This window comes from Methanolacinia paynteri, assembly GCF_000784355.1.
GTDB classification, from domain to species: domain Archaea; phylum Halobacteriota; class Methanomicrobia; order Methanomicrobiales; family Methanomicrobiaceae; genus Methanolacinia; species Methanolacinia paynteri.
Map to the genome: position 1 here is coordinate 7,803 of NZ_KN360945.1, position 17,718 is coordinate 25,520.

Genomic DNA, 17,718 nt, shown 5'->3' on the forward strand with positions numbered 1-17,718 from the left:
GAGATGACGAGGATGACGGACAGACTCCCTCTCGAAGAGATCGAGAAGATCATGTGCGACGCCCTCTCGATTGCGGCGGAATACGTAAAGGAGGGAAAGGCCGTTGCGCTCAAGAACGGGAGGCCGCACTATCCCGTCGAAGACGAGACCCTGGAATCCTCGAACAGGGTGCTCGTGCACGCAATTGAACTTGCCGCGGATTGCGGGTGTGCACTCCAGATCCATGCCGAGAGCGGGAAGTGTTCGGATGTCGTAAAGATGGCGGAGGATGCAAAGATGCCGGTCTACAGGGTAGTCAAGCACTTCGCAATCCCCGAGACCCCGCTCACCCCGTCGATGCTCGCGAAGCACGAGGCGATACCGGGGATGGCAAACGCCGGGAGGCTCATGACGATGGAGAGCGATTACATGGACGACAACGAGAGGCCCGGATCTGTAATCGGCCCGAGATCGGTCCCGCGGTATACGAGAAAGATGCTTGACTGCGGTTTGATCGACGAAGAGAGTGCATTCAGGATACACAAAGACAATCCCGAGAAGATCTACGGCGTGGAGATCACGCTCTGATTAATACCGCGATTGCTGCTACCAAAGCAGTTTAACCGATCGAAGCGATTAATATACAATGTATCTCCGAATATACAAGATGCCCGGCAAGGGAGAGATCGTTGCCGCGTGCGATCGTGAACTTCTCAACCGGACTCTGACCTTCGGCGATATCGAGTTCTTTGTCGATGAGAAGTTTTACGGCAATACCCCGGCAACTGAAGAAGAACTCATAACTGCGTTAAAGGAAGCTGAAAACGCCAACCTGGTGGGCATAAAGGTCGTATCCGTCGCAATCAGATGCGGGGCGGCGGAGCAGGAGTCCTGCCTCATGATCGGCGATATCCCGCACATCCAGATCTTATAAAATATGGATATTAAACAGAATATATGCCCAAAATGCGGCAGACCTACGGAAGAGGGCCTCTGCAGCAACTGCAGGGTCGAAGAGACCGAGTGGATGATCTGCCAGCCGCGTGTCCAGTGCACCCAGTGCCCCACCTGCGGGTCCCTGAAAACGGGAAGCATCTGGACTGACAGCCACCTCGAGAGGGAGAGCCTGATCGGGGAGCTTGCGATGTCGGGAGTAAAGCTCCATGAGGACGTCGAAGATATCAAAGTCACCCTCTCTCACCATGATCCGACCCCGAACAGGACCAGCGTGAAGGTGACAGTCGAAGCCACGCTATACGGGATTCAGGTTGAGCAGTCATGCAACATCCTGATTGTATGGATCGGCGAGCAGTGCGACCGGTGCAGCAGGCTCTCCGGGAACTACTATGCCGGGGTCATACAGGTCAGGGCGGACGGCAGGAAACCGGATGACTGGGAGAAGGCGAAGGCGGTCGAGATCGCCTACTCTGTTGAAGACTCCTGCCAGAACAGCGGCGACCGCCTCTCGTTCATAACGAAGACTGAAGAGACAAAGGACGGCGTCGATCTCGTCATCAGCAGCCATACGATCGGAGAGTCGATAGCCAAGGAGATCAAGAATCGCCTGGGCGGAAAATATACCCGTCATCCGAAACTCATCGGGGAGAAGAACGGAAAGCAGGTCTACAGGATAACATACCCTGTGAGGCTGCCGAAATTCAGGCGTGGCGACATTCTCGAGATTGGTAAAGAATACTTCGAGCTCCGTTCCAACGAATCGGGAAACATGAAGCTCTTCGACCTGCAGAACGGCGAGATCAGGTATGTCAACGAGAACGAACCCGCACGGCTCGTTGGAAACGTACTCGACTCGGAGACCGCTTTCGTCGCGTACAGGGAGAACGACACCTTCGGGATGCTCGACCCGAAGACATACGTGAATATCGAATGTATCAGAAAGCCCTGGCTCGAGGTCACCGAAGGCACCGAGGTCCGGTTCATCCGCGACAGGGAAAAAGACGCGATCATACTCCTGGGTTAGAGAGACATGCGGGCCAGAAAGATTCTGCTGGATTCACTTGCGGCCGCGATGGCCGACGAATGGGTTGACAAGAACAGGAAGCCCTTCGTCTCCGGCGATACGGCATATGTTCCGGTACGAACCGGTTATCCGGCCGATACGCAGCTCGACGAAAGACGGCCCTACAGGGGAAGGGGATACCAGATGATAGGCGACATCGCGGTCTTCCACGGTGAGAGGCCGGATGATTCCGACCTGAAGGGTCTTATCGAATGGAAGAATCCCCGTGCAGTCCTGTACATAAAAAATTACAGGGAGATCATGCGTCTCCCTGAGACAGAGACACTTTACGGCGAGTCTTGCGATGTTCTCCACAGGGAGGAAGGGTACAGCTTCCGGCTCGATCCATCGAAGGTGATGTTTGCGCAGGGAAACCGCGAGGAGAAGAAGAGGATGGCAGAGTTTGTCGCTGGTGCACCGGGGAAGGAGACCGAAAGGGTCGCCGACATGTTCGCGGGGATCGGATATTTTACGATCCCGATGGCAAAGGCCGGTGCATCCGTGCATGCGATGGAGATAAATCCCGTTTCCTTCGGTTACCTCAAAGAGAATATTGCCGAGAACTGTGTCGACGAAAACGTCACGGCAGAGAACGGAGACTGCCGGGATCTCCTGAAAGGCGAATACGACCGGGCCGTTATGGGCCATTTCGACGCACCTTCGATGCTCGGCAATATCCTCCCGCACATGAAGAGCGGCGGAACGATCCACCTCCACGCGATCGACGGCGGCACGGGAGGCAATGACAAGATTATAGATACCGCAGGAGAATATGGTTTTTCAGCAGTGGTAACTCTCAGGAGGGTGAAGAAGTACTCTCCAGGGAGCTGGCATACGGTGCAGGACGTGAGGCTTGAATGAAGGAGAAACTTCAGACACTTGAGAACAAGACGATAGTCCTCGGTGTTACGGGCAGTATCGCAGCGGTCGAGGTCATTAAACTCGCACGCGAACTGAGGAGAAAGGGTGCGTCGGTGAGAGGGGTTATGAGCAAAGCTGCCTGCGGAATTATTCATCCGGATGCACTCACTTATGCCTGCGACTTCCCTGCGATAACCTCGATCTCGGGCATGATCGAGCACGTGAAATACTGCGGGATCGGAGGGGAAGCTGACCTACTCCTGATCGCTCCTGCGACCGCAAATACGATCTGTAAGATTGCCGCCGGAATCGACGACACGCCCGTTACGACATTTGCCACGACCGCGATAGGAAGAGGTATGCCAGTCGTTGTAGTACCTGCGATGCACGAGAGCATGTACAACCACCCCGCGGTCAGGGACGCGATTGCAAAGCTCGAAGGCTGGAATATCACCGTCCTCTCCCCGCTGATGGAGGAGAACAAGGCGAAGATCCCCTCGATGCAGGAGATCGTCCTTACCGTCGAGAGGGAGCTTTCGGAAAAGCCTCTTGCGGGAGAGAAGGTTTTGATCACCTCCGGTGCATGCGTCGAAGAGATAGACGACGTCAGGGTGATGACGACGAGGTCGAGCGGAGCAATGGGCCGGGAGATGGCTCTTGCCGCATTCAGGCTCGGTGCGGACGTCACGGTAGTGCACGGCGGGGAGGAGATCCCGCTCGTCAGGAATATCGGGATCAGGAGCGCCTCCGAGATGAGGGAGGCCGTACTGGATATCCTGGAAAGTGAAAATCCCGGCTATTATGTAAGCGCTGCGGCGATCTCCGACTTTGCACCGGAAAGATTCGAAGGGAAGATCCCGAGCGGGACCCCCACGGCGATCAGGCTGAAGACACTTCCCAAACTTGTCGACGAGGTGCTTAGGAATCCCGGAACAAAGGTCATCGCCTTCAAACTCGGCTGGAACGAGATGGAGAAGGCACGCGAGATGATCGGGTCCGGGGTCTCCCTTGTCGCGGTAAATACCCCTGAATCGATGGGAGGGGAGACAGGCAGTTACACCCTCGTGACTTCCGGCGGCGAAAGCAGTGTTGAGGGAAGAAAAGAGGAGATTGCGGCGGCGATATGGAAAGAGATCGGGAAGCTGTAGCCTTCTGCCCCGGACATATATCGGGATGGTTTAAGCCCGTATTCATAGTTTCCGAGGGCCTCCCGGGGAGTGTCGGCGGCGGAATCGTGATCGACAGGGGAGTTGAATCGACCGCCGTTCCCTCGGACGAGACCAGAGTCACCTGCCTTTACACCGGCAGCGACGGATCTGTCCTGAAGACTGTCAAAGGCTCCTCTCCGGTGGAGCATGCACTTAAAACCGCAGGGATCACGGCGGAGATCGTTACGAGAAGCGATCTTCCACCTGAATCGGGCTTCGGCCTCAGCGGTGCCGCGATCATATCCTCGCTTGCGGCGGCGTCACGGGTCTCGGGAATTCGCCTGTCAAAGGAGCAGATATTCAGAATCGCATACGAGACGGAAGTTTCCCTGAGGACAGGTCTCGGGGACGTCCCCGCGATCGCTGGCGGAGGCTATGTATGCCGGAGAAGCCCGGGCCTGAAAGGAGAGATCATCAGGCGCTACGATATGGATGAGCCGATATTCGTCCTGAACTTCGGTCCGCTTCCTACAGCGGGTGTTCTCGGGGAGGAGAATGCCGTAAAAAGGATCGAAGATGCTTATTCGGGAAATTGCCCGGGGAGCCCGGCGGAGTTCTTCCGGACGGCAGGCGAGTTCTCCGAAAGATCAGGATTCATCACCCCTGAAGTACGCGATGTCCTCTCCGCCTGTGCTTCTAAGAAGATCCCGGCATTCATGACCATGCTCGGAAACGGGGTCGCCGCATACGGGAAAAATGCATCCGCTGTCCTCCGGGATTTCGGAACGCCTGAAGAGATGCACATGTCGAAGACCGGATTCACCGGAGATGGAGAAGATAAGATATGATACCCAAAGATCACCCGAGATACCGTTCGCTTGTAATGAGAGAGAAGATCGCCGATGCAGCACTGAAAGGAATCGTGGCGATGGAGGGCGTCGGCTCCCACGGAAGAGGAGAGGCATTCGATTATCTCATCGGGGAGAAGACGACGGAGAGTGCGCTTCTCGCAGAAAAAACCGCGGCAGCCCTCTTCCTCAATGCAAAGAAGCCGGTAATATCAGTAAACGGAAATGCGGCGGCACTTGCGGCAAAGGAGATCGCCGATCTCCAGAAGGCGACCGGTGCCGCAGTCGAGGTGAACCTCTTCCACAGGACGGAGGAGAGGGTCGAAAAGATAACCGCACTCCTCGAGGACGAAGGAGTTACCGTTCTTAAGGGAGAGTTCGAGAGACTGCTCCCGCTCTCCCACGACAGGGCGCTCTGCCTGAGGGACGGAATCTACAGCTGCGATGTAATCCTCGTCCCGCTCGAAGACGGTGACCGCTGCTCCGCCCTTGTGGACATGGGAAAGACCGTTATTACAATAGATCTAAACCCGCTCTCACGAACCGCGAAGACCGCGACACTCACCATAGTCGATGAGATCACACGTGCCCTTCCGAATATCACCGAAGCCTGCGGCCGGCTGGACAGCGATGAGATTAAGAAGTTAATAAGGAGTATTGACAACAAATATTTCCTCAACTCAGCAGTGAATGAGATAATGGGGAACCTCACCAATGCTATGGATTGAAAAATACAGGCCGACGAAATTTTCAGAAATAAAAGGGCAGGACGAGGTTATAGGCCATCTCGAAGGTTTTGTAGCCAGCTCGAAGCTGCCTCATCTTCTGCTCTTCGGCCCGCACGGGACAGGGAAAAGCTGTGCACTTGAGTGCCTTGCCAGGGGGATCTACGGGGAGTATTCTGCAGATAATTTAACGATAATCGAATCGGGAGCATTGTTCCGCCACGGAAAATCATGGCTTGAGAATATGGATAAGTTCTCCCACCTTTATAAAAAAGACGAGAGCGTTCTCTCGAACTTCAAGCGTATAGTCAGGTGGTACGCCTCCATGAAGCCGTTTAACGCGGAGTTCAAGATAATCGCGTTCGAAGAGGCCCACCTTCTTCCCTTCGATGCACAGGCGGCCCTGCGAAGAATCATGGAGAAATACAGTGCCACCTGCCGGTTTGTTCTCATGACACAGCAGCAGACCTCGGTCATCCCGGCAATCGCATCGAGATGTCTTCCGCTTTTTTTCAGGCCCCTCGACAACGAAGAGATAATCTCGGTTTTAAAGGAGATATCGTATGATGCGGGCGCCGGGTTCGCGATATCCGAAGAGGATCTCGAGTTCATAGCAGGCTCTGCAAAGGGCGACTGCAGAAAGGCCGTCACATACCTCCAGCTGTTCGTAATGAAGGGAGGAAGCCTGGATCTTGCGGACATATCAGGATCGGAGACCGAAATGATCGCCCGGTCGCTTTTTTCGGCAATGAAAGACCGCAACTTCCAGAAGGCAAAGGAATCAGCGGAGATGCTGATGATAGAGTACGGCCTTTCGGGCAGTGAGGTCATATCGGAGATCTCGAAGGTTGCAAACCTCGAGTATAACGATAAAAGGATCGCAATTGCTCTCGCTGATGCGGACATCAGGCTCTGCCACGCGGGCAATGAATTCGTCCAGGTGAACGCGGCACTTGCAGAGATAATTGCGGAGGTGTCCTTTGAGTAAGGTCTCGGTCCACTATGACAAGGTTGCCGACGATTACGACAACCATTACGATGCCAGCAACGGCCGCGACTATTACAGCCACATATGCGACGGCGTTATATCCGCACTCCCGAAGGACGGAAAGCTCCTTGATATCGGTTGCGGCACCGGCCTGTTCATGCAGCGGTATCTTAAGACCGGGAGGGAAGCGATAGGGATCGATATCAGCCAGGGGATGATTAGGAGGGCAAAGACAAGGAAGGTCTCCGACGTCGCTCTGGGAACTGCGGAGGTGCTTCCCTTCAGAAATGAGTCCTTCGATGCGGTATCGTCACTTCTTGCATTCTCCTACTTCCAGCACCCGGAATCGATGCTTGAGGAGTCGTTCAGGGTGTTGAAACCGGGCGGTTCGTTGTCCATCTGCACCCTGGGGAGGAACATCTTTACTTCTTTGGTTCCGGCGGCATACAGGATCGGGGAAAAGCTGAACGTGAAAAGGGTCGGAATGGCGTATTTCAGCGAACATTATTACAAGGAGGAAGAGATCAGAAAACTCCTTGAAGATGTAGGATTTGTCGATACGAATGTTTTCAGGCGCTCTTTCGCCCATGTCGACCTGAGGCCGTCCGTCTATTACCTGTCAAAAAAGATGGAGCCGTTTATTGAGAGCAGGATGCCCTATCTTGCATTTAACCTGTGTGCCTCAGGGAGAAAACCGGAAAAGAAAGAATAATTTTAGGGCTCTTCGCTAATCTGTGTGAATATAAAGATTATATTCAACTACTTTTGACAACCCCTCGCCGCGAACCGCACAGCAGATTCGCGGATCGGCCCCGACCCCGGGGCCTCTCAATTGTGATAGGCCACTCAGGGGATAGACGAGTATCCCCTGAGCGGCGAGACGCGGGAATTTATGGTGTGTACGGAATGGAATATACCAAAAAAAGTTCCTGTAAAAATCAAATTCAACAGCTTAGGGAACCCTTGTCGGTTCTCTGAGCGTGCCGTGGGAGGGCTATCTTAGGGCAAGGCCCCTGGGCAGGGGCCGTCCGGCGGTTTGACCGCCGGTGCCGGGGTCGCCTAGGGAAGGTAAAATAAGGTATGTGAGGATATGTGCTATCCCGAAATTATTTACCCACATGAAACAGCGAAGAACCAATTTTATCACTGATTTTTATCTTTTTTCAGAAGTTCGATTACACGCATCTTCTTCTCTATTGCCCTGTCAGCGGCTCCGGCCACCTTCTCCTTCATCTCTTCGAAGTCGCCGGGCGTTTTGTCGACGACCTTCTTGACGGGAGTATAGGCCGATTCCCTGAAACGCGGCAGGAAATCGATCATCTTTCCTGAGGACAGGAGCTTTGAATCAGCCGGGCCGGATTCGACATATCCTATCTTTGTCATTCTCACTCCGGCCTCACCGACAGTTCTGATGATCTCTTCGGCTGCGGACGGCGGTGCGACTACGAGGAGTGCATCCAGGGATACGCCGAGATAATCGATCTCCAGATCGTCGAGCATCTTAAGAACGTCGGGATCGATCAGCGACCGCAGGTTCTCCTCTTCGATCACGATCCTGACCCCGGCGGTCTCGGCCATCTCATAGACATCCCCCCGCAGGCCGCCGTTGGTGACATCGGTCATTGAATGGATCTCGTTGAGCACATCGCTCTTTAAGAGGGCCTCGCAGGCCTTCAAAAACGAGAGGTTGATCGTTTTATCGACCACTTCAGGATACCCGGAATATATGCCTGCGGTCGCGATGGTTCCTCCACCCGCACCTTCGCTCATCAGGATTACATCGCCGGGAACGGTCGATTTTCGTGCTGTCAGGTGTTCGGCGACGCCCACTGCACCGACACAGCCGGTTAAGCGTTCCCCTATGACCATATCCCCGCCGATACGGAGTGTCGATCCACTAACGAGAGGGATATTCATCATCTCGCTTACGACTGATATGCCTGCCGTATACTCGAAGATCTTTGCGACGTCCCCGTCGTCTGCAACATGGATATCAGAGATGAGAGCGACCGGTTTCGCCCCCATGACATAGACGTCCCTGAGCGTCGCACGGGTCACGTGGAATCCCGCGAGGAAAGGATAGTCAGAGAGGCGGGAATGCATCCCGTCGACTGTTGCGATTATATATTGTCCGCCTGCACTGACAACCCCTGCATCGTCCATCTCATCGACACCAACTGCCGCCTGGCCGGAGCCGATAATCCGGGGGAACTGCCTGTGAGCAAAGAAGTCCCCCGCACCCCTTGAACCGACGCCGAATTCGCCCATTGAAACGCCGGACGGTTCGAAACCTGCCAGGTCGCCTTTCATTTTCAGGGAATTTTCCACTTCGAGGACAACTGCCGCGGCAAAATCATGCGCAAACCCGGGATCGCATTTTTTTATCTCGACGATCCGGTCCGCAAGCTTATCTGTGACCGAATCTCTCGCCGCACCCGATGCAATTCCGTCGCGTGCGAACTGCTCAACATCCATGATGACATATCTGCTCCGATAACAGAAAAAAGTGCATGAAGTTGTATAGGAAGGCGGTTTTTTCTGAAAGAAAAAGGGCGCTTGAATCTCTTTTAGCAGTATTGTATCGGGGAGGGGGAGGTTTCCCCCTCCCTGTGACCCTCCCCCTCTATGGCGATAGGTCGCCGTCGGGACGGGCTAGCGTCCCTCAGGCTCCGTATTTCCTTTTCCGGTGGGAATCCAACTGATTTAATAATCAAAATTAAATTTATTTCTCCCGGCCGAGGCTACCCGAATGGGTAGCGTCCAGGCCGGGTTATCGTAATTGCGCAAATTCGCGTAGCGAATTAAGCATGGGGCTGCCCCGTCAGGGGCTTATGCCCATAGAGATATTTAGATACCAGAAAAAACTTCAACACCAAAAAACCCGATTATAATATCACATGAACAAAGTGCACGCGGGATCTCCATGCGCCTGCTCAATCGGCGGGTCGGATTCCGGGGGCGGAGCGGGAATCCAGGCCGACATCAAGACATTCAGCTCTCTCGGCGTCTGGGGCCTGACGGTTATAGCCGCAGTAACGGCACAGAACCCTAAGAAAGTTTTGGCATACTGGCCCCTCCCGGAAGATGCCGTCAGGATGCAGATCGAAGCGGTCGTTGAAGAGTACGATGTTAAATATTTCAAGACCGGGATGCTTGCAAACGGCGGCATAATAAAAACTGTCTCCGAATCGCTTCCAAATGACGCTGCACTCGTCCTGGACCCGGTCATGATATCAACAAGCGGATCACCGCTTTTGGATAAAAATAGCGTATCTGCACTCACGGAACTCCTCATACCCAGGTCATACCTCCTGACCCCGAATCTTAACGAAGCCGCTTATATTACAGGTATGGACTCGGTAAAAACAAAAGAAGAGATTGAAAAAGCCGGACGGATTATGCTTGACCTCGGGGCAAAGGCGGTTCTCGTCAAAGGCGGCCACGGGGAAGGTGATTATGCAACAGACATCCTCGTCACAGATTCGGGACTGACCGAGTTCAGGGGAAGAAGATATCCTTTTGAAGTTCACGGAACCGGGTGCTGCATGTCAGCCGCGATAACATCTTTCCTTGCATCAGGCTTAAAACTTGAAGAAGCCTGTGCAAAGGCTAAAATATTTATTGAAACTGCGATAAATCAGGGATTTTCAGGAAAGAGCAATATTATGAGCGTGAATCCTTCATTCGAAACAGGAAATTATAATAATAAATATTAAATCAATATAAGAGTAAATTAAAGCAACGGGTAAAATGTTGGATAAAGTCGACAATGCCATATTAAACGAACTTGCCAAAGACGGCAGAACTTCAATGGCGGATTTGGGAAAAAAACTTAATATTGCCCCATCTACGGTTTTTAAAAGGATTGAGAAGTTAAAGTCAAGCGGGATTATCCAGCGTTTCACAATTGTTGTTAATCCGGAATATTTCAAGCATTCGATTATTGTATTCCTGTCGATCTCAGTAGATCCACTTGAAAAACCGAATATCGAGCAGTATCTCCTGAGAATGGATCATATACTTGAAGTATACGAAACGCTGGAACCCAATGATTTTCTTGCAAAAGTCAGGGTATCCGAAATAGCCGAACTCAAGAGAGACATATTGATTCCGCTCAGCGAACTCCAGGGAGTTCGTGAGATTAAACCGATACTGACCGTGAAGAAGGTAAAAGAGCAATTCTGGAATATTGAGGAGTACGATCTACATGGATATTAGTGTTCTAAACAGCTGCCTTGCGATAATCACTCTTGTGCTGGGTGCTGCCCTTATCGTATATATGTATCAGGCTTACAAACTTGTAAAACAGCAGAGTATCCTTCTGTTGATGTATGGTGTATTTATAATTATAATCGGTATAGTCCTCCCGGATATTGTAGCACTTTTCTTCCAGGAAACTTTTGCATGGTTTTGGGCGGAGATCTTTTCAAGATGCCTTGCAATCATCGGCATATGTGTAATAATCTATTCCATTCTCAGAGGCTGAACGATGCAAAACAAAACCAGTTCATTTGCAAGAGACTGGCAGTTTTTAAAGATATCCAGGAGTTGGAAGCCTCACGATTTCTCTAAAGACATTCTTGAGAAATTAATACTGGAAAATGACAGGTACATAAATGAAAAAATCTGTAACATCGTCCTGGAGCTCGGAATAAAAGAAGGAAAAGAGATTAAGGAACGGCTTGGCAATCAAATCGAGATCAATACTGTTATAGAGGGTATCCTGCTCATATCAGGACAGGACTACAACATCAAAAAGAACAACGAGAAAACAGAGATCATTGTCTCAAAATCATTAAAATCCAAAGAAAATCCAATTGATAATTCGGATCTAATCTCAATTCCGTACCTTAAAGGAGTAATAAAATCAATAATGCCGGGGTCACATTTTCTGGACTCCAGCGAGAGCCTGACAATTTATTTTTGAAATTTCCTTTTATTCAAAATATAGGGGAAATATTTTTTCCATTGTCGTTGCGATTGGTAAATTATATTTCCCTGAAACTATAAAGAAGGCCAAACTATTCTTAAATTCCGAATTGCTCAAAAGGTATATAAATTCAATAGTGAAAATATGTATTAATAATCCGTAAATCGGAAATAATGGTTTCGGGTTTTTTATGAGGTGAGATTAATGAAATTCATGACAAATGAAGAGGGTGTATCGCCGGTCATCGGTGTCATCCTTATGGTGGCAATAACGGTAATTCTGGCAGCAGTTATTTCCGTATTCGTCTTCGGACTTGCCGGTGACCTTGAAGGTAGTGCACAAAAAGATGTAACAATGAAGACCGGTACAAATGATGATGGAGAGATCACGTTCACAATATTTGCCGGAAAAAATGTTGAACAGATAACTGAAATTACATGGGCGAACAGTACCGGGAATGAAACCCTTTCAGGGAATTTCTCAATTGGTTATATTAACACTACAGGCTGGAAGAAGGATGTATCAGGAACTGTAACGTTTACAGCAGAGTTTACTGATGGTAGCAGACAGATTGTTGCCAGTGTCCCATAAATCTAATATCTTTAATTTTTTTAATTCCAATTTATCTGATTACCATTCTGTTTCCAAGCAATCCTTTCAGTACCATAAATATCCTAAGCAAGAGAAATCGAATTATTAAAAAGTTTAGTCCTGTATGATCTTTCAGGAATTATTCCGTTATATATTCAAACAGGAGCTCAAGCGCCTCTTTCTCTCGGCTGCCACCGCACTTCCGGACAAGGGAAGCATGGTGATCGATCAACTGCTTCAACTGTGGATCACGGGTCATGACATACCTTGTCCCGTGGACTGTTGCCTCAATTATGCTGTTGAAACCACGGTTGACAGGGTATATCCTGTTGTCAATTATCTCTTCGGCCACGGGTACCAGCCTGACAATCGCCGCTTCGCCCGAATCCCTCTCTATTTCGGTTTTAAATACGATCCATGCTGACGAGTGCTTCAGGCGCTTAACCGCCATGTCTCCGGCAGTCTCGTTGCAGAAATAATCCTCCGGCAGATCGCCGAAAGCAGTTTTTACATAGATTACAGGATCATGGATGATATTGGCGACGACCCATCCTTCACTGCGAATATTTTCAAGCGTATGTGTCCCGTGAAAGAGAACCATCTTTGGAGAACCATCCTTTACGATAATTCCTATAGGAGCCGCATTGTTTCTAGTCGTCGCAATGATCTCGTTGATCCCTTCGCCTAAGAGTCCCATTCCCATCCCTCGCTTATGGCAACATATATTCCTGCAATGATTATATCTGCTATCGATCCCGGATTGACACCCTTCTCAAGGCACATCATATCGAAATCATCGATCGAAAGCTCTCCTTTCTTTACCAGGCATGCCTGTTCTCTCGCCCATTCTGCTGTCTCATCGCCGAACTTCTTCACGATGAATGTATCCTTTTCCCCGGAGAGAAGGGAGATGAACGCATCGGAGACTGCTCCCCTTCCCCTCCCCGACTGCTTCAGGAATTCGGCGGTTTTCTTTGTCAGCTGGAAACTGTTTGTCCACTCTGCCGCAACCATATCTTTGGGCGAGGAATATTCCATCACATCATAAAGGGTCATTCCGTTCTTCGTCAGGTAATCGATTGCAGCAGGATCGTTTACATCGATATCGTCGGTTTCGTTCATCCTCACCGATGTAAGCCCGAAAGCCCGGTAAAACAGAATTGCGTCATCAACGGTAGTGGAATGGATCAGTTCCAAAGCTTTTTCGATCGTCCCGGCTGCGATAAGAGGAATTAAAAGTATAAAGGCACCGAAATGCGTGTTGCCGCCGGAGTGGACGTTTGTAAGTGCTACAGCTTCATATATGATGCCGCCGAGCCCTTTTTCAGAAGAATGAAAATTTTCGGCCTCATCAAATGCAGGCCTTGCGAGAATCGCAGACGCAAGAAAATGCTCGAGGCATGTATCGTCATAGTCGTGATACCGGTCCACGTTACCGGGTTTTACCCCGGTGCAGACCTCGAGCATCATTGCAATCTGGGCGGTCTCAGCCCGCGATCTCTTCTTCTCTGTTATCTTCATCAAACAACCTTTTCATGATCTTCTCGGAGAGACGGCGCTTGTATCTCATGTAGTCAGCAAGCGAGATGCCCTCCTTTTTGATGCTGATATCCCTGAACATACAGGGAGTCGAGCCTTTGCAGCACCAGGCAAGACTGCCGAAGCATGTACTCGATCCCGAAGCAAGGGGAGTGTTCTGGACCGATTCGATCTTCAGATCGTGGTATTCCTTCGGTGTCATCCCTGCTTTCTTAAGTGCAGGCATCAGCGGGCACTGCTTGACCGGCATACAGCAGAAGGTCAGGCCCCTGAGATCCCCTCCCCTGCAAAGCTGCTTGGGGGAGTTGTACCACCCGGTCTCGTCTGCATAGGCTGATATTGCCATATCCAGATAATTCAGCGTATTGGCATCCGAATTTCGTGCAAGGGAGACCATGTCCGCCCCGTGCGCGAACAGGTCCTTCATCCTCTCGAATGTATTGACCGAATTGTTGGCGATAAGAAAGAGCGGGCAGCTGTTTCTTATCTGCTTTATCTTCGAGGAACCGAAGTCCATCAGGTCGACATGGAGAATGTCGGCACCTGCCTTCCATAACAGGCGTGCAAGTTCCGAATCGTCTTCGACGACCCCGGCCCTGATCTTGACCGATACCGTGACCCCGGTACTTTTCAGGGCGGATACGACCATTGCAAGTTTTTCAGTATTCTGAAGGTAGTACTCGCCGCATCCTGCACTGATCATCGCCGGCTGGCGGCAGTGTGCGTCGATCTCGTATATCACGCCGTCGCCGAGTTCGTGTGCGATCGATACGAAAGATTCAGGACTGCTGCCCCTAAGGTTGATGCCGGGTATGACATCGGTCCCTGCCAGTTTTTCAATCTCCGCTTTGAGAGTCGCGGCAGGATCGGTTGAAATGAACTCTTTGCGCCCCTCTTCTTCCATCAGGGCACTTGCATTAATTGTCGCTTCATCGATCGAGTAACCGCCGATAAAAGCCATTCCGATATTTTCTTTCCTCGCAAGGACATAATCCGCATCCACGATCCCTGCCATTGAGGCTATTGCTATTGGTGTCTTTACAGTACGGCCGTTTACAATGAGCTCGTACCTGTCATATGGATCCATCATTCTTCCCTATAGGTTTGTTTTTAATATCTAATGATTTTGGATGGGGCCGGCAAGAACATACCCGCCGCCTGATCTCTCCAGTCTGATTCCGACTGAAAAATCTTCCTTTGAAATGCCGGCATTTTTTTTCCTGAATTCGATTACAAGATTCCACGGGAGAAGGTATGCCTCCTTCGGTTTTCCGGCCCCCGCGCGAAACTCGACTGCAAGAAAGCCCTGTCTTCCGGTTTTCTGAATAAACTCCGATATCGCGTCCACCTGGTGCACACCATCCTTGTCCTCGTGGAAGTGCTGCGTGAAATAGAGTTTCTTTCCCTTCAGCGACTTGCACTCGATCGCAAGATAATACCTCGGGTCGAGCGAATCCGAGAGAACGTCGACATACTGTGTAATGAACCGGGACTGCTTCAGCCTGTATGCATATCCCTTTGCCCCGGTTCTCTCGAAATATTCGTTGAAACATTTGACGATATCTCTTTCAAAATCACTCATTTGTATATAATAATCTTTTGAATAAGTGAAAAATCAATTGGTAATTATTTTTTAATAAGATTGTAATACATTGTACTATATGCCAAAGATCGGATTCTTACTGGTAGGACATGGCAGCAAAAAGCCATACAACAAACAACTCATCGACAATACGGCAAAGATCATTGCCGGCAAGGAAGCAGGATACATTGTTAAAACAGGATTCATGGAATTCAGCGAACCGACGATCCCGGAGGCACTCGAATCTTTCAGGGGCGAGGACATCGAGATGCTCCAGGTTGTTCCTCTGTTCCTTGCAAGGGGAATGCATATAGACAAAGATATCCCGGAAATTCTGGGTATTGAAGAGGGCGGCCACAATGGAACCTTCAAGCTTAACGACAAGGAGATTCCGCTTGTCTTCGCTGACCCCATAGGAGAGAACGAACTGCTCGCCGATCTTATGATCGTAAACGGAAAGAAAGCAGTCGAAGACTATCTCTGATAATTTCAGAAAAAAATGCCTCAAATAAAGGCAAAATCAATTTTATGAAGATCCTTGTTCTCGACACGATCCATGGCGGGAAAATACTGGCGGAATACCTGAAAAGGGCCGGTCATGCCGTTGATACCGTGGATGTCTACCGGGGCAGGGACGGATCTGTTACTGAAAATGAAGCGGCAGTTAAAGTCTATGACCTTATCGCCGCACCTGTTCATCTCGATCCGGATTACAGGCTCCTGAATACAGGTGCTAAAGTTATATCACATCATGAAGCCGTAGCTATGGCCGTTTCGGTCCCGGGAGATGCCCTGCTGATCGAGATCACGGGTGCAAGAGGGAAGACTACCACTGCACATGCGTTGCTGCATCTAATGGAAAAAGACGGGTGCGGAATTCTCCATACATCCAAAGGAACTGTAAGATTCCCGGAGAAAAAACAAATCTTCAAAAGGAGCATCACTCCTGCAACCCTCGTCGAGGTTCTCTCTGCCGCCGCAGGAGAAAAAGAGTACCAATGGATCATCGCCGAGGAATCCGTCGGGGTGACAGGTCTTGGGGATCTTGGGATACTGACTTCCGGGACGGACTACCCGATTGCAAACGGGAAAAAGTCCGCACTTGATGAAAAGATCAGGCTTCTTAAGGGATGCAAAAAGATCCTCCTTGCTCCGGGTATTGATGCGGATATTCCGGGTGCATATTACTCAGGCGATATCGTTGTAGTCGAAGATGATCTCTGCAGGTTCGATTATGCCGGAATTAAAGGAGAGTTTTCCAACAAACTCCTCACGGTCGAAGGCTACAGGGAGGCGCTGATGACGGCTGCGGCGGCTGGCTGCATCCTTGGAAAAGATCCTTCATGCCTTGGTTCCTTTTCGGCACTTGAAGGAAGGCTCTCCTACAGCATCCGTGACGGAGTCGGGATAATAGACAATTCAAACAGCGGCACAAACAGAAAAACCGCAGCTGCGGCTTCAACTTATGCACGCAGGATCTCCCCCGGCCGGGAACAGGTGCTTGTTATAGGTGTAGAAGCCGATAATATATGTGAAGGTTTCCCGGACGATGAGATCGCAGGCGCAATATCCGATATAATGCCCTATGCGGCTGTCGTGGTTTCAAAAGATCCGGAATATGTCAGGAAGATCATTCTGCCGGGAATAAAATTCGAAAGTGCATCTTCCCTGGAAGAAGGCGCAGAAAAAGCTATGAAATACGGAACAAACAGGATAATTATCCTGTCCGTCAAGACCTGGAGATGAGAAGATGAACTATATACAGCCAAGACCAAGCTCGATCGTGGCCGCACTCTATACGGTCAGGGATCTCGGAGTGGATCTTGCGATCCTCCATGGGCCCTCGGGCTGCTCGTTCAAACATGCCCGTCTGTTGGAAGAGGACGGGCTCAGGGTGCTGACAACCTCGCTTGCGGACAACGAATTCATCTTCGGGGGGCAGCAGGTTCTTGAAGATGTCCTGAGGTACGCGGAAAAGGAGTTCAAACCTCAAAGGATCGCGGTTGTCGGGACATGTGTCTCGATGATCATCGGCGAGGACATGGAAGCTGCAATAATAGACTCGGGCATCGGGACTCCTGCAATAGCAGTTGACATTCACGCAGGGTTCAGGGAGAATATCGACGGTGTAATTGCCGCTCTCGAACCTGCAGCCGAGGCGGGATGGATCGATGAGGATGAGCTCGAGAGGCAGAAGAGGCTCCTTAAAGCCGCAAACGAGGTTGAAAGAAAGAGAGGTGCTGCATACAAGCCTTATGTCCAGCCGTCGAGAGGGGATCTCAAACATGTTGTCGCGGGACGCCTCGTGGAGTCTGCCTGTTCCGGCAAAAAAGGGATTGCGATACTCAATGCAAAAAAAGAGACTGCATATATGTTTGCCGACGCTCTAATCGCACTGCATGAGAGATGCCCGGACGCCGATATCACATATGTGGTGAACCTGGAAAACAGGGGGCTTCCGAAGATACGGCGGGATGCGGAGACGATCCTCTCGGGAATCAGATCTG

At 50.7% G+C, this 17,718-nt stretch carries 22 protein-coding genes; 17 read left to right on the forward strand and 5 right to left on the reverse strand.

The features are described from left to right. From METPAY_RS13840 to METPAY_RS13880, 9 genes are all read left to right on the forward strand, one after another. Positions 1–567 (forward strand): TatD family hydrolase (locus METPAY_RS13840; RefSeq protein ID WP_048153154.1); only part of this gene is annotated, 567 nt, incomplete at its 5' end. A gap of 58 nt (positions 568–625) precedes the next feature. Further along, positions 626–913, forward strand: a complete 288-nt coding sequence (locus METPAY_RS13845) for a DUF424 domain-containing protein (RefSeq protein ID WP_048130664.1) — start codon at positions 626–628, stop codon at positions 911–913. A 3-nt stretch (positions 914–916) separates the two neighbouring features. After that, entirely contained in the window at positions 917–1,960 is a 1,044-nt protein-coding gene (locus tag METPAY_RS13850; RefSeq protein WP_048153155.1) for a 60S ribosomal export protein NMD3, read from the forward strand. A 6-nt stretch (positions 1,961–1,966) separates the two neighbouring features. Continuing rightward, positions 1,967–2,860, forward strand: a complete 894-nt coding sequence (locus METPAY_RS13855) for a class I SAM-dependent methyltransferase (protein ID WP_048153156.1) — start codon at positions 1,967–1,969, stop codon at positions 2,858–2,860. Further along, positions 2,857–4,008 (forward strand): bifunctional phosphopantothenoylcysteine decarboxylase/phosphopantothenate--cysteine ligase CoaBC, encoded by a 1,152-nt coding sequence (coaBC, locus tag METPAY_RS13860; protein ID WP_048153157.1) that lies wholly within the window; start codon positions 2,857–2,859, stop codon positions 4,006–4,008. Before METPAY_RS13855 ends, coaBC begins: the two co-directional genes overlap by 4 nt. Next, on the forward strand, positions 3,984–4,856 hold the full coding sequence (locus tag METPAY_RS13865; protein WP_048153158.1) for a pantoate kinase: 873 nt from the start codon (positions 3,984–3,986) through the stop codon (positions 4,854–4,856). The genes coaBC and METPAY_RS13865 overlap by 25 nt, the downstream gene beginning before the upstream one ends. Next, positions 4,853–5,584: a 4-phosphopantoate--beta-alanine ligase gene (locus METPAY_RS13870; protein ID WP_048153159.1), complete on the forward strand. Its 732-nt coding sequence runs from the start codon at positions 4,853–4,855 to the stop codon at positions 5,582–5,584. Before METPAY_RS13865 ends, METPAY_RS13870 begins: the two co-directional genes overlap by 4 nt. Then, positions 5,571–6,569, forward strand: coding sequence for an AAA family ATPase (locus METPAY_RS13875; protein WP_048153160.1), 999 nt, complete (start codon positions 5,571–5,573; stop codon positions 6,567–6,569). The genes METPAY_RS13870 and METPAY_RS13875 overlap by 14 nt, the downstream gene beginning before the upstream one ends. After that, positions 6,562–7,281 carry a class I SAM-dependent methyltransferase gene (locus tag METPAY_RS13880; protein WP_048153161.1) on the forward strand — a complete coding sequence of 240 codons (720 nt, stop codon included), beginning with the start codon at positions 6,562–6,564 and terminating at the stop codon, positions 7,279–7,281. The genes METPAY_RS13875 and METPAY_RS13880 overlap by 8 nt, the downstream gene beginning before the upstream one ends. A 431-nt stretch (positions 7,282–7,712) precedes the next feature. On the opposite strand, the gene METPAY_RS13885 is transcribed toward METPAY_RS13880, so the two are convergent. Continuing rightward, a complete protein-coding gene (locus METPAY_RS13885; RefSeq protein WP_048153162.1) occupies positions 7,713–9,044 on the reverse strand; it encodes an AIR synthase-related protein in 1,332 nt (443 codons plus the stop codon). A gap of 422 nt (positions 9,045–9,466) precedes the next feature. Between METPAY_RS13885 and thiD the strand changes: the two genes are divergently transcribed. The 5 genes from thiD (at position 9,467) to METPAY_RS15600 (ending at position 12,090) form a co-directional block, all read left to right on the forward strand. Then, complete coding sequence (gene thiD / locus METPAY_RS13890; protein ID WP_048153163.1) at positions 9,467–10,285, forward strand: bifunctional hydroxymethylpyrimidine kinase/phosphomethylpyrimidine kinase; 819 nt, start codon at positions 9,467–9,469, stop codon at positions 10,283–10,285. A gap of 34 nt (positions 10,286–10,319) precedes the next feature. Continuing rightward, positions 10,320–10,787, forward strand: coding sequence for an Lrp/AsnC family transcriptional regulator (locus METPAY_RS13895; protein WP_048153164.1), 468 nt, complete (start codon positions 10,320–10,322; stop codon positions 10,785–10,787). After that, positions 10,777–11,055, forward strand: coding sequence for a DUF7521 family protein (locus tag METPAY_RS13900; RefSeq protein ID WP_048153165.1), 279 nt, complete (start codon positions 10,777–10,779; stop codon positions 11,053–11,055). Before METPAY_RS13895 ends, METPAY_RS13900 begins: the two co-directional genes overlap by 11 nt. 3 nt (positions 11,056–11,058) lie before the next feature. Further along, positions 11,059–11,496, forward strand: coding sequence for a cytochrome P450 family protein (locus METPAY_RS13905; protein WP_048153166.1), 438 nt, complete (start codon positions 11,059–11,061; stop codon positions 11,494–11,496). A 207-nt stretch (positions 11,497–11,703) separates the two neighbouring features. After that, the gene (locus METPAY_RS15600) at positions 11,704–12,090 is read left to right on the forward strand and encodes a type IV pilin (RefSeq protein WP_048153167.1); all 387 of its coding nucleotides are present in this window, start codon (positions 11,704–11,706) and stop codon (positions 12,088–12,090) included. A 139-nt stretch (positions 12,091–12,229) separates the two neighbouring features. On the opposite strand, the gene METPAY_RS13915 is transcribed toward METPAY_RS15600, so the two are convergent. From METPAY_RS13915 to METPAY_RS13930, 4 genes are read right to left on the reverse strand one after another with little or no spacing between them, the layout of a single operon-like run. Next, positions 12,230–12,787, reverse strand: coding sequence for a DUF447 domain-containing protein (locus METPAY_RS13915; RefSeq protein ID WP_048153168.1), 558 nt, complete (start codon positions 12,785–12,787; stop codon positions 12,230–12,232). Next, positions 12,775–13,611 (reverse strand): triphosphoribosyl-dephospho-CoA synthase, encoded by an 837-nt coding sequence (locus METPAY_RS13920; RefSeq protein WP_048153169.1) that lies wholly within the window; start codon positions 13,609–13,611, stop codon positions 12,775–12,777. Before METPAY_RS13920 ends, METPAY_RS13915 begins: the two co-directional genes overlap by 13 nt. Continuing rightward, positions 13,577–14,719, reverse strand: coding sequence for a methanogenesis marker 9 domain-containing protein (locus tag METPAY_RS13925; RefSeq protein ID WP_048153170.1), 1,143 nt, complete (start codon positions 14,717–14,719; stop codon positions 13,577–13,579). Before METPAY_RS13925 ends, METPAY_RS13920 begins: the two co-directional genes overlap by 35 nt. A 27-nt stretch (positions 14,720–14,746) precedes the next feature. Beyond that, positions 14,747–15,211 (reverse strand): Holliday junction resolvase, encoded by a 465-nt coding sequence (locus METPAY_RS13930; RefSeq protein WP_048153171.1) that lies wholly within the window; start codon positions 15,209–15,211, stop codon positions 14,747–14,749. Between the two features lie 79 nt (positions 15,212–15,290). On the opposite strand from METPAY_RS13930, the gene cfbA reads away from it, so the two are divergent. The 3 genes from cfbA to cfbD all read left to right on the forward strand — a co-directional run. Then, on the forward strand, positions 15,291–15,695 hold the full coding sequence (gene cfbA / locus METPAY_RS13935; protein ID WP_013328945.1) for a sirohydrochlorin nickelochelatase: 405 nt from the start codon (positions 15,291–15,293) through the stop codon (positions 15,693–15,695). Positions 15,696–15,739: 44 nt separating this feature from the next. Beyond that, positions 15,740–16,957, forward strand: a complete 1,218-nt coding sequence (gene cfbE / locus METPAY_RS13940) for a coenzyme F430 synthase (RefSeq protein ID WP_048153172.1) — start codon at positions 15,740–15,742, stop codon at positions 16,955–16,957. Between the two features lie 4 nt (positions 16,958–16,961). Beyond that, on the forward strand, positions 16,962–17,718 hold a 757-nt coding region (cfbD, locus tag METPAY_RS13945; protein WP_048153176.1), incomplete at its 3' end, for a Ni-sirohydrochlorin a,c-diamide reductive cyclase catalytic subunit.

Excerpts from the sequence above, each read along its gene's own strand:
- METPAY_RS13845 (WP_048130664.1), top strand. The coding sequence starts at position 626 with ATGTATCTCCGAATATACAAGATGCCCGGCAAGGGAGAGATCGTTGCC.
- METPAY_RS13850 (WP_048153155.1), top strand. The coding sequence starts at position 917 with ATGGATATTAAACAGAATATATGCCCAAAATGCGGCAGACCTACGGAA.
- METPAY_RS13855 (WP_048153156.1), top strand. The coding sequence starts at position 1,967 with ATGCGGGCCAGAAAGATTCTGCTGGATTCACTTGCGGCCGCGATGGCC.
- coaBC (WP_048153157.1), top strand. The coding sequence starts at position 2,857 with ATGAAGGAGAAACTTCAGACACTTGAGAACAAGACGATAGTCCTCGGT.
- METPAY_RS13865 (WP_048153158.1), top strand. The coding sequence starts at position 3,984 with ATGGAAAGAGATCGGGAAGCTGTAGCCTTCTGCCCCGGACATATATCG.
- METPAY_RS13870 (WP_048153159.1), top strand. The coding sequence starts at position 4,853 with ATGATACCCAAAGATCACCCGAGATACCGTTCGCTTGTAATGAGAGAG.
- METPAY_RS13875 (WP_048153160.1), top strand. The coding sequence starts at position 5,571 with ATGCTATGGATTGAAAAATACAGGCCGACGAAATTTTCAGAAATAAAA.
- METPAY_RS13885 (WP_048153162.1), bottom strand. The coding sequence starts at position 9,044 with ATGGATGTTGAGCAGTTCGCACGCGACGGAATTGCATCGGGTGCGGCG.
- thiD (WP_048153163.1), top strand. The coding sequence starts at position 9,467 with ATGAACAAAGTGCACGCGGGATCTCCATGCGCCTGCTCAATCGGCGGG.
- METPAY_RS13895 (WP_048153164.1), top strand. The coding sequence starts at position 10,320 with ATGTTGGATAAAGTCGACAATGCCATATTAAACGAACTTGCCAAAGAC.
- METPAY_RS13900 (WP_048153165.1), top strand. The coding sequence starts at position 10,777 with ATGGATATTAGTGTTCTAAACAGCTGCCTTGCGATAATCACTCTTGTG.
- METPAY_RS13905 (WP_048153166.1), top strand. The coding sequence starts at position 11,059 with ATGCAAAACAAAACCAGTTCATTTGCAAGAGACTGGCAGTTTTTAAAG.
- METPAY_RS15600 (WP_048153167.1), top strand. The coding sequence starts at position 11,704 with ATGAAATTCATGACAAATGAAGAGGGTGTATCGCCGGTCATCGGTGTC.
- METPAY_RS13915 (WP_048153168.1), bottom strand. The coding sequence starts at position 12,787 with ATGGGACTCTTAGGCGAAGGGATCAACGAGATCATTGCGACGACTAGA.
- METPAY_RS13920 (WP_048153169.1), bottom strand. The coding sequence starts at position 13,611 with ATGAAGATAACAGAGAAGAAGAGATCGCGGGCTGAGACCGCCCAGATT.
- METPAY_RS13925 (WP_048153170.1), bottom strand. The coding sequence starts at position 14,719 with ATGATGGATCCATATGACAGGTACGAGCTCATTGTAAACGGCCGTACT.
- METPAY_RS13930 (WP_048153171.1), bottom strand. The coding sequence starts at position 15,211 with ATGAGTGATTTTGAAAGAGATATCGTCAAATGTTTCAACGAATATTTC.
- cfbA (WP_013328945.1), top strand. The coding sequence starts at position 15,291 with ATGCCAAAGATCGGATTCTTACTGGTAGGACATGGCAGCAAAAAGCCA.
- cfbE (WP_048153172.1), top strand. The coding sequence starts at position 15,740 with ATGAAGATCCTTGTTCTCGACACGATCCATGGCGGGAAAATACTGGCG.